Source organism: Ferrovibrio terrae (assembly GCF_943371255.1).
Taxonomy (GTDB): domain Bacteria; phylum Pseudomonadota; class Alphaproteobacteria; order Ferrovibrionales; family Ferrovibrionaceae; genus Ferrovibrio; species Ferrovibrio terrae_B.
Genome location: NZ_CALRUC010000023.1, coordinates 25566 through 42240 on the forward strand (window position 1 = coordinate 25566; position 16675 = coordinate 42240).

The following is a 16675-nucleotide window of genomic DNA, read 5'->3' on the forward strand; positions in this document are numbered from 1 at the left end:
ATTGTTGCATTACCGTCCGAACCGCGGTTCAATCCAGGCATGCCTGTTTCCCGGTCAGACGCCCTTTCGCCTGAGGTTTCGCTGAGCGACCGCATCGCCCAGGCCTTTGCCGCGTTGCCGCCACAGCTGCAGACCGCGGCGCAGTTCGTGCTCGAACATCCTGATGATGTTGCCCTGCTCTCCATGCGTGAGCAGGCCCGTCGCGCCGGGGTGCCGCCGGTGACCATGACCCGGCTGGCCCGCCAGCTCGGCTTTGCCGATTACGCCGCCTTCCGCGACCTGCAGGCCAGTGCGTTGCGCCGTCCGCCCCATACCGCCGAATTCAGCCATCGCGCCGGACGCCTGCAGAAACATCAGCAGCAAAGTGGCGATGGTGCGCTCGCCGCCCAGATCGGCTGGGCGATGGCCGACCATATCGCCAGCAGTCATGATGAGGCTGGGGCTGCAACCCTGATCGCCGCTGCCGCCCTGATTGAGAAGGCACGACGGGTGTATTTCCTCGGCCTGCGCTCCTGCCATGCCGTCGCCTTCCACGCTCATTACATTCATGGCCTGTTCCGCGACAGCGGCGTGCTGCTGGATGGTGCCGGAGATACCGGCATTGATGCCCTGCGCCATGCCGGCCCGGAGGATGTGCTGGTGGTGGTGAGCGTCGCCCCCTACACCACGGCGGCGGTGGAGCGTGCAACCTATGCCGTCCGTCGCGGTGTCACCGTCGTGGCGATCACCGACAGCCGCGTTTCACCGGTGGCGGCGATTGCGCGCGCCAGCATCCTGATTCCGACTGAGACACCCTCTTTCTTCCACGCCATCACACCGGCATTTGCCGCTGCCGAAACCCTGATCGCCCTGGTCGCGGCGCGGGCCGGCGAACAGGCACTGAATGCCATCCGCAATGCCGAGCATCAGCTCGACGCCTTCTCCACCTACTGGTCGCGCCGACCGCAACGCAGAAAGCCCAAGTCATGACGAGCCGCATTCTCCACCGCAGCATCAATCACGCCTATCCGGTCGCCGTCGGTGGCGAAGGCATTCGCATCATCGATGCCGACGGCAAGCGCTATATCGATGCCTCGGGCGGGGCCGCGGTGAGCTGTCTCGGCCATGGCCATCCCGACATCACCCGGGCCATGCATGAACAGGCCGACAAGCTGGCGTTTGCCCATACCAGTTTCTTCACCACCGAACCGGCCGAGAAGCTGGCCGACAAACTGATCGAGAAGGCGCCACAGGGCATCAGCCATGTCTATTACGTCTCGGGTGGCTCGGAAGCGATCGAAGCGGCGCTGAAGATGGCACGCCAGTACCATGTCGAACGCGGCGAACCGCAGCGCCGGCATTTCATCGCCCGCCGGCAGAGCTATCACGGCAATACCGTGGGGGCATTGTCGGTCGGCGGCAATGCCTGGCGTCGCCAGCAGTTCGCACCGATGCTGATCGAGGCGCATCACATCGCGCCCTGTTTCGAATATCGCGACCGTCGGCCCGACGAGACGCCGGAGGCCTATGGCCAGCGTGTGGCCGAAGAACTGGAGGTCAAGATCCTCGAACTCGGCAAGGACAGCGTGATCGCCTTTGTCGCCGAGCCGGTGGTCGGCGCCACGCTCGGTGCCGTTGCCGCCACGCCGGGTTACTTCAAGCGTGTGCGCGAAATCTGCGACACCTATGGCGTATTGCTGATCCTCGACGAGGTGATGTGCGGCATGGGCCGCACCGGCACGCTGCATGCCTGCGAGCAGGACGGCATCGTCCCCGACATCATGACCATCGCCAAGGGGCTCGGCGGCGGCTACCAGCCGATCGGCGCCATCCTGCTCGGCCAGCATATCTTCGACACCTTCAGGAACGGTTCCGGTTTCTTCCAGCATGGCCATACCTATCTCGGTCACCCGATGGCCTGCGCCGCCGCGCTGGCCGTGCAGCAGGTGATCGAGCGCGACCATCTGCTGGACAATGTAAAGGCCATGGGCATTCACCTGATGGACCGGCTGCAGGACCGTTTCGGCAATCATCGCCACATCGGCGACATCCGTGGCCGCGGCCTGTTCCAGGCCATCGAGCTGGTGCAGGACCGCGCCAGCAAGGCGACCTTCGATCCCAAACTGAAGCTGCATGCCCGTATCAAGCAGGAAGCGATGAAGGCCGGCCTGATGGTCTATCCAATGGGTGGCACCATCGACGGCCTGCATGGCGATCACGTGCTGCTGGCGCCGCCCTTCATCTGCACCAGGGACGACATCAGCCTGATCGTCGAGAAGCTGGGCGATACCGTCGATACGGTTCTGAAGGGCGTTGCCTGATGCACCGCGATACGCCTGCCGTCATTGCCGTCGCCCCCAACGGCGCACGCAAGCTGAAACCCGATCATCCCGCCGTGCCGCTGAGTGCCGACGAGCTCGGCCGCTGCGCCGCGCAGTGCCAGGATGCCGGCGCCACCATGATCCACCTGCATGTACGTGAACCGGAGACCGGCCGGCATTCACTGGATGCGGGCCTCTACCGCGCCGCCATCAAGGCGGTGCGGCGCGAGGCCGGCGATGCGCTGATCATCCAGGCCACGTCTGAAGCGGCCGGCGTGTATAACCGCCATGAACAGATGGCGGCAATGCGCGCGCTGATGCCAGAAGCCTGCAGCCTTGCCGTGCGCGAAATCCTGCCCGATGCAGAAGCCGAAGCGGAGGGCGCAGCCTTCCTTACCGAACTCTACAGGGCCGGCGTGATGATGCAGTATATCCTCTATGCCGATACCGATGTGCAGCGCTTCCACGAACTGAAAGCCCGCGGCATCATTCCGGGTGAACGCCATTTCGTGCTGTTTGTGCTCGGCCGCTATACCGCCGGCCAGCGCTCGGAACCCGCCGACCTGCTGCCCTTCATGCATGACTGGAGCAATACCGATGGCGCCTTTGCCGTCTGCGCCTTCGGGCCGAAGGAATCGGCCTGCGCACTGACGGCCCTTGGCCTGAATGGCCATGCGCGACTTGGGTTCGAGAACAACACCCTGCTCAGCGACGGCAGCACCGCACCCGACAATGCCGCCCTGATCCGCCAGACGGTGCAGGCCGCCGGCGTGATGGGGCGCCGGGTTGCCGATGCAAAGACGGCACGCAGCTATCTGGAGGCGCTGCGCTAGGCAGCACTCAGGGAAAAATCCTCGGCCGGCACCGGCAGCGGCCGACCAGCCAGAGCCGCCGCGATCACCTCGGCCGAGCCGAAGGCCAGCGTGAAGCCGAGTGCGCCATGGCCGACGTTCAGCAGCAGGTTGTCGATGCCGCTGCCATTGAGGATCGGCGGTCCTTTCGGTGTGGCCGGTCGCAGGCCGGTCCAGGGTTCCATCTGCTGCCAGGTGGAGGCCTGCGGGAAGGTCTCACGCGCCTGGCTGACCAACAGTCCGAGCCGGCGCGGATCGATGCTGTCATCGGCACCGACGATATCGGCCATGCCGGCAACGCGCAGCTTCTCGCCCAGCCGGGCATAAACAACCTTGTATTCCGTATCGGTGACCGAAACGCGCGGTGCCGCATCGTCATTGGCAATCGGCAACGACAGGCTGTAGCCCTTGATCGGATAGATCGGCAGGTCGAGCCCTGCTGTCAGGCCCAGCCGCCGGCTGGCCACGCCGGCCGCCAGCACATAGGCGTCGGCCTCCAGCACGTCGCCATCGGCCGTTTCCACGCCAAGCAGGCGGCGGCCGGTGCGCAGCAGGCGGCGCACCTTGGCGCCATACACAAAGCGCACGCCGCTGTTGTCGCCCGACAACAGGCCTTCGATCCCCTGGCAGAGACGATAGGGATCGGCGGCTTCTTCATCTGCCGTATAGACCCCGCCGACAATACGGTGGGCGATGCCGGCCAGCGCCGGCTCGATCTTCAGGCAGCCATCGCGATCCAGCACCTGCTGCACACTGCCCAACCGGCTCTGATAATCCACCTGCGCCCGTGCGCCGGTCATCCCCGCAGCACTGCCCTGCACCACCAGCTTGCCGGCCTTGTTCCATGCGAAATCGAGACCACGAATATCGGGCGCGCCATGCAGCACGTCGCGACTGAGATAGGCCAGGCGCAGCAGCTTGTCGGTGGTGGCATGTGCCTCGCTCTGCGTGCAGGCCGCCATGAATTTCAGCAGCCAACGATACTGAAACAGGTCGAGGGTGGGCCGGAACCGCATCGGCGACTGGCGGCCAAACAGGTATTTCGGCAAGTCGAACCATACGGACGGATTGGCCAACGGCGCCACATAGGAATAGCTGAGTTGTGCACCATTGGCATGGCTGGCCCCCTGGGCGGTGGTGGAGGCGCGATCGACCACGGTGACGCGATGGCCATCACGCGCCAGCCGCCAGGCCGTGGTCATGCCGACCACACCCGAGCCGATCACCACAATATCCATTGCACACCTCATCTATGCCGCAGGCAAAATGCCCGCAGCTTTCAACCTCAAGCTACGGAGCCCGGGCAGCCGCGGCCACTGCCGATCCGGCGGTTGCCCATAACATTGCGTTATGCCATGTCTTGCCCCGCGGCCGCTTCCGTGGCCGGCATCGCCCGCATCGGATCAACCATGCAACTGCGTCATCTCGAAGTCTTTCATGCGATCATGCTCACCGGCACGATCACCGCCGCCGCCAAGCTGCTCAATATCTCACAACCCGCTGCGACCCGCCTGCTGCTGCGGGCAGAGGACCAGCTTGGCTACAGACTGTTCGACCGTGTGAAGGGCCGCCTGCTGCCGACCCGCGAGGGCCAGGTGCTGCATGCGGAAAGCGAGCGCATCATCAGCGGCCTGGACAACCTGCGCAAACTGTCGCGTAACCTGGGTGCCGCCACCAGTGGACATCTGCGCATCGCCGCGGCCCCGGCGCTCTGCGTGGACCTGATTCCGCTGGCGATCACGCGCTTCCGCCAGAAGCATGCCGATGTCAGCTTTGAAGTCGAAAGCCGGCAATATGCCGACCTGGTACGCGTGGTACTGAACCATGAGGTCGATCTTGGCATCGGTTTCGACGTGCAGGCGCATCCCGGGCTGGACATCCAAACGCTTGCTCCGGCGCAGTTCTTTGGCATTTTCCCCAAGTCGATGGAGCCGCAATTACCGGCAACTGTGAAGATTGAATGGTTTCGCAAACACCCGTTCATCGGCTTGCGCAGCGACGATCCCTTGGGCGCCGCTTTCAGTGCGGCCGTGAAGCTGTCTGGCGTCGAGTTGCAGCCGATTGTCGAGGTCAAGACCAATCAGATCGCCCTGGCGCTGGTGTCGCGTGGCGCCGGTGCCGCCATCGTCGACCAGTATACCGCGGCGGCCCATGACAAAACCCTGGTGGTGGCACGCCCCCTAATCCCCCGCATCGATTTCGCGGTGCACACAATCCGCGCCAAGCACCAGCCGGCGTCAGTTCTGGCGCGCAAGTTCAGCGCCATGCTGGCCTTGACGGAAAAGACAGTTTCCGGGGTTCTGGGGGCCGCAGAAAAAGCATATCGGGCTTGACGAAAGCGCGACAAACCTTATCCATACCCTTGGGTTATGGACGCGGTATCGATACGCATGGCAGAAAAGCTGTGCTGTTCAGCTATCACAGGGCACTGGAACTGGCCGGCGCAGCATCGGGGAGCAGCGACGGCGAATGGTCTGTCAAGATATCCGGAGCATTGATATCCGGAACACCGCAGACCCGGTTCCGCGTTTATCCCGATACAGCCGCCGTTACGGGTTCCTGCAATCCCGAGCGGCGCCTAGCAGTCAAGCCTGGCCACCGCCAATCTCGGCAGCGGCCGTTCACGGAGGAGAAGTCAATCATGCTGTTTGAAACCAAGCACCTCGCCATCGGTGCCTTCGGCGCGGCCCTGCTCGCCGCTCTGCCCGGCGCGAGCATGGCACAGCAGAAATTCGTCACCATCGGCACCGGTGGCGTGACCGGTGTGTATTACGCCGCTGGCGGCGCGATCTGCCGTCTGCTCAACAAGGACCGCAAGGCCCATGGCATTCGCTGCTCGGTCGAGTCGACCGGGGGCTCGGCTTATAACGTCAACACCATCAAGGCCGGCGAGCTGGACTTCGGCACCACCCAGTCCGATGTCCATTACAATGCCTACAAGGGTGTTGGCAGCTTCAAGGATGCTGGCGCCTTCAGCGATCTGCGCTCGGTCTTCTCGATCCATCCGGAGCCCTTCACCGTGCTGGCCCGCAAGGAAGCCAACATCACGAAGTTCGAAGACTTCAAGGGCAAGCGCTTCAACGTCGGCAACCCGGGCTCGGGCACCCGCGCCTCGATGGAACAGCTGCTCAGCACAATGGGCTGGAAGCTGACCGACTTCGCGCTGGCCTCTGAGCTGAAGGCTGACGAGCATGGCCCGGCGCTGTGCGACAACAAGATCGACGGCTTCTTCTATGGCGTCGGCCACCCGTCGGCCAACATCCAGGATCCGACCACGACCTGTGGCGCCAAGCTCGTCTCGCTGACCGGCCCGGCCGTCGACAAGCTGGTGGCCGAGCACTCTTATTTCGCCAAAGCCACCATCCCGGCCGGCCTGTACAATAACAACCCCCAGGCGACCCAGACCTATGGCGTGCTCGCCACCCTGGTCAGCTCGACAAAGGTTGACAACGAAACCGTCTATCAGCTGGTCAAGGCGGTGTACGAAAACTTCGACGAGTTCAAGAAGCTGCATCCGGCCTTCGCCACGCTTGACCAGAAGGCGATGATCAAGGATGGCAACTCGGCCCCGCTGCATGACGGCGCGGTGAAGTACTACAAGGAAAAGGGCCTGATGTAAGCCCGACACATGCCCGCAAAGCCGGCCCGTTATAAACAGCGGGCCGGCTTTTTTTTAAGTAGAAGACCATACTGAGAATTCCGAGGATCATCATGACCGCCAGCCCAACCAACCGGCCTGCCACCGAACAGGAACTGCAGGATCTCGTGAAGGAAGCCGACCTTGGCGGCCGCGATCCGCGCGGCATGGTCGCCCGGATCATCCTGGTCGTCGCCGTTGCCTGGTCTGCATTCCAGGTCTGGTACGCCTCGCCGCTGCCTTTCCTGCTGGGCGTCTTCATTCTGAACGATACTGAAGCCCGCGCCATCCATCTTGGTTTCTCGGTCTTTCTGGCCTTCACCTGCTATCCCGCCTTCAAGCGATCACCGCGCAGCTACATTCCGCTGTTCGACTGGATTTTCGCTTTAGCCGGCGCCTTCGCAGCCTCCTACCTGTTCCTGCTCTACCGCGATCTGGCGCTGCGCCCAGGCCAGCCCACCTGGTACGATCTTGTCGCCTCGGGTATCGGCCTGCTGCTGCTGCTGGAAGCCACCCGCCGTTCGCTCGGCCCGCCGATGGTGGTCGTTGCGGCGGTCTTTATCGCCTTCACCTTCACCGGCCCCTGGATGCCGGATGTAATCCAGCATAAGGGGGCCTCGCTCACCAAATTCCTGCAGCACCAGTGGCTGACCACAGAAGGCGTTTTCGGTGTCGCCCTGGGTGTTTCCGCCGGCTTTGTCTTCCTGTTCGTGCTGTTTGGCTCGCTGCTGGAAAAGGCCGGTGGCGGCAACTGGATGATGCAGATTTCCGTCGCCCTGCTGGGTCATCTGCGCGGTGGCCCCGCCAAGGTGGCCGTGGTTTCCTCGGCGCTGAACGGCGTGGTTTCCGGCTCGTCGGTTTCCAATGTGGTTTCAGGCGGCATCTTCACCATCCCGATGATGAAACGCACCGGCCTGTCGGGCGTGAAGGCCGGCGCCATCGAGACTGCGTCTTCAGTCAACGGCCAGATCATGCCGCCGGTGATGGGGGCCGCCGCCTTCCTGATGACAGAATATGTCGGCCTGCCCTATTCCGACATTGTCAAACACGCCTTCCTGCCGGCGGTGATCTCCTATATCGCACTGTTCTATATCGTCGACCTGGAAGCGCAGATGATCAATGCCAAGCCGCTGGAGCGCGCCGTGACCCGGCCGCGCGGCGAATTCTGGCTGCGCCAGTTGCTCGGCTGGAGCGGCACGGTCGCCTTCATCTGCGGTCTGTATTACGCCGTACTCGGCATCCAGACACTGTTTGGTGCCGCCGCGCCATGGCTGCTCTTCATCGGTGGCATCGGCCTGTATCTCGTTTCACTATGGTATGCCGCCAAGTTCCCCGACCTGGAACTCGACGACGCCAGCAATCCGAATATCAAGATCCCGGAAGCCTGGGCCGTGGCGCGCACAGGTCTGCATTTCACCCTGCCGATCATCGTGCTGCTCTGGTGCCTGATGGTGGAGGAGATGTCGCCGGGCCTGTCGGCCTTCTGGGCCACCGCATCGGTGATGGCCATCGTGGTGACGCAGCGGCCGATCATTGTGGCATTCCGCGGCAGCCGCGAGATCGTCGCAGCCCTGAAGCAGGGCCTTGCCGATCTGGTCGATGGCTTCAATCTGGGCGCCCGCAACATGATCGGTATCGGTATCGCCACAGCGACCGCCGGCATCATCGTCGGCACCGTGACGCTGACCGGCATGGGCCTGATGATGACCGACTTCGTCGAGTTCCTGTCAGGCGGCAATGTCATGATCATGCTGTTCCTGACCGCCTTCATCTGCCTGATCCTCGGCATGGGCATTCCGACCACGGCGAATTACATCCTGGTCGCCACCCTGATGGCGCCGGTGATCGTGGAACTGGGTGCCCAGGCCGGTCTCGCCATCCCGCTGATCGCTGTGCATATGTTCGTCTTCTATTTCGGCATCATGGCCGACGTGACGCCGCCGGTGGGCCTCGCCTCGTTTGCGGCCGCCGCTATCTCTGGCGAAGACCCGATCAAGACCGGCCTGCAGGGCACGATCTATTCGATGCGCACTGCCGTTCTGCCCTTCGTTTTCATCTTCAATCCGCAACTGCTGCTGATCGACATCGGCAGCACCGGCGAAGCTATCCTCGTCGTGGTCATATCGACGGTGGCGATCCTGCTGTTTGCCGCCGGCACCATGGGATGGTTCCTGACCAAGAGCAAACTGTGGGAATCGGCATTGCTGCTGCTGATCTGCTTTGCCATGTTCCGCCCCGGCTTCTTCATGGACAAGCTGTACGACCCCTATGTGCAGGCTCCTGCAGCCCAGGTTTATGACATCGCCACAAGGCTGCCCGAGGATGGCCGTCTGCTGCTGGTGGTGGCCGGTACCACACTGGAAGGCGAGGATGTCACCAAGACCATCAGCCTGCCGCTTGCCGCACCAGGCGAAGGCCGCAAAAGGCTGGCCGATGCCGGCCTGACACTGGCACGGATGGGCGACAAGATGCAGATCGGCGCCATCAAATTCGGCTCGGCCGCCAAGCGCGTCGGTCTGGAAGGTGGTTTCACCATCGAGCATGTACTGTTGCCGGCCGAACGCCCCAGCAAGCATCTGGTCTATCTGCCCGCCCTGGCCCTGCTGAGCCTCATCGTGCTGCTGCAGCTGCGCCGCCGCAAGCTGGGCCAGCCGGCGGCATGAGCAGGACCGTCATTCTCTGCTCGGGCGGCATCGATTCCGTCACCCTGGCCTACAAAGTGGCGGCCGAGCGCAAGCTCGACCGCCTGATCTCCTTCGATTACGGCCAGCGCCATCGCCGTGAAATCGAGCATGCCGCCCGCATCGCAGCCCAGCTTGGCGTCCGCCATGATGTGGTGGATATCACCAGCCTTGGCCGCTTCCTGACCTCCAGCTCGCTGATCAGCGGCGGCGACGCCGTGCCCGACGGCCATTATGCCCAGGACAACATGAAGTCGACCGTGGTGCCAAACCGCAATGCCATCATGCTGAGCATTGCTTTCGGCATCGCAGCCGGCGCGAAAGCAGACGCGGTTGGCATCGCCGTGCACAGCGGCGATCATTTCATCTATCCCGACTGTCGGCCGGCTTTCGTGGACGCCTTCCGCACCATGCAGGCCTGCGCACTGGAAGACATGTGGGAGGTCGAGCTTTACGCCCCCTTCACCGGCATCGACAAAGCCGGCATCGTGGCCGAGGGCGTCCGCCTCGGTGTGCCCTATCACCTGACCTGGAGCTGCTACAAGGGTGGCGAGACGCATTGCGGTCGCTGCGGCACCTGCGTGGAACGGCGCGAGGCTTTCCACCTCGCCGGCGTGCCCGACCCGACACAGTATGAAGATGCCGACTACTGGCTGCAGGCCATCGCCGGAATGAAGGCGAAAAGAGAAAAAGGCGGCTCCTGAACCACCTTTTCAGTTACGCCGCAGCGATGCCTAGCCGCTGGTCGCGGTCGCGCAGCAGGCGGATCACCGGGATGCTGAGCAGCACCATCCAGGCCTTGCCGATGATCTGGCCGGCCAGATAGTCGAGGCTGCCAAACGCCAGATAGAGGAACGCCACCGAGTCGACACAGAGGCCGGCCAGGCTGGACAGCACCACAGCGCGGATCAGGCCGCGCTTCTGCAGCGGTGTATAGACGGCAAAGTCGGCCAGTTCAGAGAGCAGGAAAGCGACCACGGAGGCAATCACCAGGGCCGGCGGCGCCACCAGACCCGACAACGCAGCGCCGACCAGGATCGCGCCCAGCGTCCAAGCTTTACCAAGGCGCCGCTGCACCAGATCGCGCAACACCAGGGCCAGGCCGATCATCAGCACGCCACTGGGCGCCGTAATACCAAAGGGGGCGACCGGAATCAGGCAGGGCCCCTGCGGGATGCAGACGGTGCCGACATTGCCGATCAGCCAATTGGCGGCCGGCACGCAGGCGATAAAGCCGGCGAGATAGATAAAGCCTTCGAGGCGCTGACGGTCCATGGCAGGGTTCCTTACCGCAAAAAGCTATGGCGGCGGCGGGGATATACGGCCACCGGGGCCGTCAGGCAACCCCGGTGCTATTCATCCTGTAATTCCAAACCCTTAGGCGGCCGAGCTGCTGGCCCAGGGTTGGGCGATCTCGGTCATGCCGCTGCAGCTGCCATCGGCATTCAGCATCGCTACGGCCGGGCAGGCATAGTTCAGCGGCAACGGGTCACGACGCTTCGGCACCGCGCCAGGGAATTTCGCCTTCACGGCATCCTGCACCGCCGGGTCGTGCTGCGGGTCATACCAGGGCTGACCCATGATGCTGGCATCGATGCGCGGTTGATGGAACGCGGCCTCCAGCGGCATGCCGTAATCGACCAGGAACGAGATGATCTGCATGACGGCGGGCATGATGCGTCGGCCGCCCGACGCGCCGACCGCAAACAGCGGCTTGTCGCCATCCAGCACCACGGTCGGCAACATATTGCTGAGCGGTCGCTTGCCGGCGCCGATGGAGTTCGGTTTGCCCGGCGTGGGATCGAACCACATGATGCCGTTATTCATGGTGATACCGCTGGCGGGCAACATCGTGCAACTGCCGAAAGCAGCCAGCAGAGTCTGTGTCACCGCCACCATGTTGCCATCGGAATCCACGACGCAGAAATTGCTGGTGCAGCTCTTGCCGTTGTCGGCGTCGCCCATGCCGGCCAGCCGTTTTTCGTAAGCCGCCGTCAGGCCCTCGATATAGGCAACAAAGCTCTGCGCCGAGAGGGTCTTGCGATCCAGCTTCGGACCCGCGACCTCGAAAGCGTCGCGCAAACTGGGACCGGCCGTGAGATTGGGCGGCAGATGCAGGGTCTTGCCGCCGTAACTGTAGCGCAGCGGTTCGACCAGGCGGGCCTTGTAGTTGCGCAGGTCATCGGCGGAAATCTTCGATCCGCCCCTGGCGAGATCGCCGGCAATGCTTTTCGCCAGCTCGCCTTCGTAATAATCGCGTCCACCGGCTTTGGCCAGCCGCTGCAACGTGGCGAGCAGCGCATCATTCTTCAGGTACCCGCCCGCTTCCACCGCGGGCGGCAGACCATCGGCGAGGAACACGGCTTTCGCTGCCGGCGACTTGATCAATGCACGGGCGGCATTCGTTACCTGCAGCACCAGGAACCAGTCGATCTCCATGCCGCGCTGCGCCAGTTCGATAGCCGGGGCCAGCAACTCGGCCCAGTTGCGCGTGCCAAAGGTTTCATGCGCCAGCCGCATGCCGTCCACCACGCCGGGCAGAGCCATGGAGGCATAGCCATAAATGTTGCGATCTTCCACCACGCTCGGCCAGCCGAACATGCTGTCATCCTGGCCGCCGACCAGCGGATAATCGGCCGGATCGAGTTTGGCCGCGCTGACCGCACTGAAATCGATCACATGGCCCTGCTTCTTCTTCGCATCCCAGATCTGCATGTAGCCGATGCCGCCGACGCCGCTCATCCACGGTTCCAGCACACCGAGTGCGAAGGAGGTGGCGACAGCGGCATCGATGGCATTGCCTCCCTGGCGCAGCACTTCGGCGCCGACATCGGCTGCCTTCTGGTTCTGGGCCGAGACAACACCCCGTTTGCCACTGGCCGCGGATTTGCGGAACTGCAATGTACGATTCAGATTCGATGACATGGCGAGACTCTGACTTGTTTGATGTTATTCGGCAGCGAAAGGATCAGCGACACGCGGCCAGTAGGGACCACGCACCTTCTGGAAGGGAATATCGGCGAAATCCGACCGCATGGCGCCCGGTGCCTGCACATGCAGGATTTCACCGGCGATCGGCGCGAAGCCCGCATGGAAGTGCTGGGTAGATTTCACCACGATGATCGCCTTCTTCGCAACATCGATGCCGAACTGGGTGAAAGCACCGGGATGGAAAGTCTGCGTGCGCGTGGAGATCAGCACCAGATCGCGGTTGCCTTCGAGTTGCAGCCAGACCGCGTCGCCGATCGGCACGGCACCGCTCAAGGCCGGTTGCATACCGTTTCTGATGATACGCTTAACCGTTACATTGAGATCGAGCGGATCGCCCGAGGTTGGACCACATTTGCCACCGAGTCGCAGATCAAAGACCGCGCCCTCGCCAGCATCGCAGCAGAATCGCACCGCCATCGGGTCCCAGTATAAGCCACTCGCCACATTCTCGATGCCGCGCTCGATGATCCGGCGCAGGATGAAGGTGGCATCGCCCGGCGCGCCGCCGCCGGGATTGTCGGTTACGTCGGCCAGAACCACCGGGTGTTTCGCGGTTGCCGCCGTGGCACGGTCCAGCGCCGCATCGATGCTCAGATTCTGCGTTGCCGTCTGGTCGCGCAGACTCCATATCCTGCGGCCGAACTTTTCCGCGACAGCAGAAGCCTTGGCGGCATCACCATCGGCAATCACGATCATCTTGGCCGTGGCATCGGGCACGTCCTGCATCGGGAAACCATGCGCAAATGATACCGAGAGAATGCCATCCCTGCCTTCCTGGGCCTGCATTTCACGGACGAAGCCAGTCATCGGCTCCACCGGCGTACGCCACAGGTTGATCATGCGGGTGTCGAACACCGCCATCACCGGCTTTGCCACCCCCTGATGCTTGGCCAGCAGGATATTATAGAGTTCCTGCGCCCGCTCTTTGCTGTCGGTGTGGGGGTATTCCTTGAAGGTGATCAGTGCATCGGCACTGGTCAGCATCTTTTCAGTAATGGAACAATGCAGGTCAAGTTCGGCGCCAACGGCGGCCTTTGGCCCTACAATGGCGCGAATCTTTTCCAGCAGATCACCTTCGCAATCGTCATAGCCATCGGCGACCATGGCGCCGTGCAGGCTGAGCAGCACCAGATCCACCGGCATCGCCGCCTTGAGATCGGTGAGGATTTCGTCGCGGAATCCTTCATACACCTTGCGAACAGTGACGCCGGCAGGCTGGGCAAAGGCCGACAGGCTTTCGGTTACCGTGGCCTGCTGTGCCTCGGCGGCATGCCGCCAGACATGCAACGGGGCCGAGAAAAGGTTCTCGGGCCGCTTGGTTGCATCGCCCCGATACAGCATCCACTCCCTGAAACCGGCCTCGGCCGTGGGCAGGGGCGAGAAGGTATTGGTCTCCGTGCCAAGACAGGCAATAAACACATTCATTGTGCGTGCTCCTCGTTCGAGCCGCAAATTATAGAGGTGCCGCGAGTCGCCGGCGTGAACCAATTATTCGACATGAACCAATGTCTCCTGGTTATACGATAGGACGCCACGGCAACAGGCATGCTGCCCAGCGATAGGGCATTAAAGTAACTGCCTGCGATAGCGGCAAAGTTTGCTTGACCGAGACACACATACCATGGTCAGCTTTCATTAGCGGTCAAACAATGACAAGGGGGAGTGCTATGCGTTCGCGTCGATTCCACATGCTGGTTTCTGCCATTGGCCTGAGTATCGGACTGGGCCTGCTGGCCGGCGCAGCGACGACTGCCGTCGCCCAGGACAACAAAAAGGTGCTGCGTTTCATCCCGCATGCGGGTCTGCGCATCACCGACCCGATCCTGACCACAGCCTTCATGTCGCGCAATCATGGCTACATGATCTATGACACGCTGTTTGCAGTCGACGACAAAATGCAAGTCAAGCCGCAGATGGTCGACAAGTACGAGGTCAGCGGCGACAAGCTCACCTACACCTTCACCTTGCGCCCGGGCCTGAAATTCCATGACGGCGCCCCGGTCACCTCGGCGGACGTCGTCGCCTCGCTGACCCGCTGGTCGAAAAACGATACGATGGGTCAGAAGCTCTTTACCTACACCAAGGATCTGGTGGCGGTGAACGCCACGACCTTCCAGCTGATTCTGAAGGAACCCTACGGCCTTGTGCTCGATTCGCTGGGCAAGCCCAGCTCGAACGTGCCCTTCATCATGCCCAAGCGCATGGCAGACACCCCGGCCAGCACAAATGTGCCCGAGGAAATCGGTTCCGGCCCGTATCGCTTCATCAAGGCCGAGTTCCAGCCTGGGGTGAAGGTGGTTTACGAGAAGAACCCGGATTACGTGCCGCGCAGCGAAGCCCCGAGCTACACCAGCGGCGGCAAGGTGGTGAAGGTCGACCGCGTCGAGTGGATGACTATTGCCGATCCGCAGACTGCCATGAATGCCCTGATCAAGGGTGAGGTCGACATCTGGGAGCAGCCGGCCTTCGATCTTCTGCCCGAACTGAAGAAGCAGAAGGATATCGAAATCCTCAATCTGCAGCCGCTCGGCATGAACTACATGATGCGCATGAACTGGCTGCAGCCGCCGTTGGATAACGTCAAGGTGCGTCAAGCCATCCTGCATGCCGTCCAGCAGGAAGACTATCTGGCTGCCCAGGTCGGCGATCCGGACTATTACAAGGTCTGCGGCGCGATCTTCGGCTGCTCGACTCCGCTGGCGACCAATGCCGGTGCGGTCGGTACCAAGAAGGCCGACGTGGCCAAGGCCAAGAAGATGCTGGCAGACAGCGGCTACAAGGGCGAAAAGATCGTCATCATGGCGCCGACCGACCTGAACAGCATCAATCAGTTGCCGCTGGTCTCGGCTCCGTTGCTGCGTGCGATCGGCGTGAATGTCGAAGTGCAGTCGATGGACTGGCAGACGCTGGTCGGCCGCCGCGCCAAGATGGACCCGATCGATCAGGGCGGCTGGCATATCTTCCACACCGCCTGGGGTACGGCCGACATGATGAACCCCATCGCCAATGCCGGCACCAAGGGTCTGGGCAAGCAGGGCGGCTTCTTCGGCTGGACCGAGGATGCCGAGATGGAGAAGCTGCGCGACTCCTATGCCCGCGAACCCGATGCGGCCAAGCAGAAGGCCATCGCGGAAGCCGTGCAGAAGCGCCTGTATGACATGGTGCACTACATTCCGCTGGGTGAATACTTCCAGCCGTCTGCCGTTCGCAAGAACGTCAAGGGCATGGTTGCGAGCCCGGCCTATGTGCTGTGGAATATCGAGAAGCAGTAAGAGAGTGACATTGCTGGCATGATTGTTGCGTAATTATTCTCCATGCTGCGTCTCATTCTCTCGCGTTTACTGGCCGCCATCCCCGTCATGGGGGTGGTGGCCATTTTCGTTTTCCTGCTGCTTCGCCTGAGCCCGGGCGATCCGGCCGCGATCCTGGCCGGCGATACGGCAACACCCGAGGCGATTGCCGCCATTCGTGCCGATCTCGGCCTCGACAGACCGATCCCGGAGCAGTTTGTCACCTGGATCGGCCAGCTCGCGCAGGGCGATCTCGGCAAGTCGGTGCTGTCGAAGCAGCCGGTCGCCACCATGATCGGCCAGCGTGTCGAGCCCACCATGTCCCTGGCGCTCACCACGCTGATCTTTGCCATCCTGGTTGCCGTGCCGATGGGCATTCTGGCCGCCTGGAAACAGGGTAGCTGGTTTGACCGCGGCATCATGGCGCTGTCCGTCGCCGGTTTCTCGATCCCGGTCTTCGTGCTGGGCTACATCATGGTCTACGTCTTCTCCATGAAGCTCGACCTTTTCCCCGCCCAGGGATTCACGCCGTTGCGCGATGGCTTGCCGGCCTTCCTTGAGCGCATCGCGCTGCCGACGGTGACGCTCAGCTTCATCTATATCGCGCTGTTTGCCCGCATCACGCGCACCGCGATGCTGGAAGTGCTGAACGAGGACTATATCCGCACCGCCCATGCCAAAGGCCTGAAGGAGCATGTGGTGCTGGTGCGCCATGCACTTCGTAACGCCGCCATCCCGATCGTCTCGGTGATCGGCATCGGCTTTGCCCTGCTGATCGGCGGCGTGGTGATCACGGAAACCGTGTTCAACATTCCCGGGATCGGCCGCCTGGTGGTGGATGCCGTGCTCGGCCGCGATTATCCGATCATTCAGGGTATTATCCTGGTGTTCTCCGGTGTCTATGTGCTGATCAATCTGGCCATAG

The 16675-nt window shown here is 62.5% G+C and carries 13 protein-coding genes; 9 read left to right on the top strand and 4 right to left on the bottom strand.

The window, feature by feature from the left end; all coding sequences use genetic code 11:
- The first annotated feature begins 39 nt into the window (after window positions 1-39).
- From AAG799_RS07560 to AAG799_RS07570, 3 genes are read left to right on the top strand one after another with little or no spacing between them, the layout of a single operon-like run.
- On the top strand, window positions 40-969 hold the full coding sequence (locus AAG799_RS07560) for a MurR/RpiR family transcriptional regulator (RefSeq protein ID WP_341895203.1): 930 nt from the start codon (window positions 40-42) through the stop codon (window positions 967-969).
- A complete protein-coding gene (locus tag AAG799_RS07565) occupies window positions 966-2300 on the top strand; it encodes an aspartate aminotransferase family protein (protein ID WP_341895204.1) in 1335 nt (444 codons plus the stop codon). The genes AAG799_RS07560 and AAG799_RS07565 overlap by 4 nt, the downstream gene beginning before the upstream one ends.
- A complete protein-coding gene (locus tag AAG799_RS07570; RefSeq protein ID WP_341895205.1) occupies window positions 2300-3133 on the top strand; it encodes a 3-keto-5-aminohexanoate cleavage protein in 834 nt (277 codons plus the stop codon). The genes AAG799_RS07565 and AAG799_RS07570 overlap by 1 nt, the downstream gene beginning before the upstream one ends.
- On the opposite strand, the gene AAG799_RS07575 is transcribed toward AAG799_RS07570, so the two are convergent.
- Window positions 3130-4389, bottom strand: coding sequence for a D-amino acid dehydrogenase (locus tag AAG799_RS07575; protein ID WP_341895206.1), 1260 nt, complete (start codon window positions 4387-4389; stop codon window positions 3130-3132). The two genes, AAG799_RS07570 and AAG799_RS07575, sit on opposite strands and share 4 nt — an antisense overlap.
- A 171-nt stretch (window positions 4390-4560) precedes the next feature.
- Between AAG799_RS07575 and AAG799_RS07580 the strand changes: the two genes are divergently transcribed.
- From AAG799_RS07580 to queC, 4 genes are all read left to right on the top strand, one after another.
- Window positions 4561-5484, top strand: a complete 924-nt coding sequence (locus AAG799_RS07580; protein WP_341895207.1) for a LysR substrate-binding domain-containing protein — start codon at window positions 4561-4563, stop codon at window positions 5482-5484.
- Window positions 5485-5792: 308 nt separating this feature from the next.
- Window positions 5793-6770: a TAXI family TRAP transporter solute-binding subunit gene (locus tag AAG799_RS07585; RefSeq protein WP_341895208.1), complete on the top strand. Its 978-nt coding sequence runs from the start codon at window positions 5793-5795 to the stop codon at window positions 6768-6770.
- Window positions 6771-6862: 92 nt separating this feature from the next.
- A complete protein-coding gene (locus tag AAG799_RS07590) occupies window positions 6863-9451 on the top strand; it encodes a TRAP transporter permease (RefSeq protein WP_341895209.1) in 2589 nt (862 codons plus the stop codon).
- Complete coding sequence (queC, locus tag AAG799_RS07595; RefSeq protein ID WP_341895210.1) at window positions 9448-10173, top strand: 7-cyano-7-deazaguanine synthase QueC; 726 nt, start codon at window positions 9448-9450, stop codon at window positions 10171-10173. The genes AAG799_RS07590 and queC overlap by 4 nt, the downstream gene beginning before the upstream one ends.
- Before the next feature lie 13 nt (window positions 10174-10186).
- On the opposite strand, the gene AAG799_RS07600 is transcribed toward queC, so the two are convergent.
- From AAG799_RS07600 to AAG799_RS07610, 3 genes are all read right to left on the bottom strand, one after another.
- Window positions 10187-10744, bottom strand: a complete 558-nt coding sequence (locus tag AAG799_RS07600; protein WP_341895211.1) for a VUT family protein — start codon at window positions 10742-10744, stop codon at window positions 10187-10189.
- 102 nt (window positions 10745-10846) lie between these two features.
- Entirely contained in the window at window positions 10847-12394 is a 1548-nt protein-coding gene (locus AAG799_RS07605; protein WP_341895212.1) for a gamma-glutamyltransferase, read from the bottom strand.
- 24 nt (window positions 12395-12418) lie between these two features.
- Window positions 12419-13885 (bottom strand): M81 family metallopeptidase, encoded by a 1467-nt coding sequence (locus tag AAG799_RS07610; RefSeq protein WP_341895213.1) that lies wholly within the window; start codon window positions 13883-13885, stop codon window positions 12419-12421.
- A 242-nt stretch (window positions 13886-14127) separates the two neighbouring features.
- Between AAG799_RS07610 and AAG799_RS07615 the strand changes: the two genes are divergently transcribed.
- Together AAG799_RS07615 and AAG799_RS07620 are read left to right on the top strand one after the other, a co-directional pair.
- Window positions 14128-15732 (top strand): ABC transporter substrate-binding protein, encoded by a 1605-nt coding sequence (locus AAG799_RS07615; protein ID WP_341895214.1) that lies wholly within the window; start codon window positions 14128-14130, stop codon window positions 15730-15732.
- 42 nt (window positions 15733-15774) lie between these two features.
- Window positions 15775-16675: ABC transporter permease (locus AAG799_RS07620; RefSeq protein ID WP_341895215.1), on the top strand; the 901-nt coding region annotated here is incomplete at its 3' end.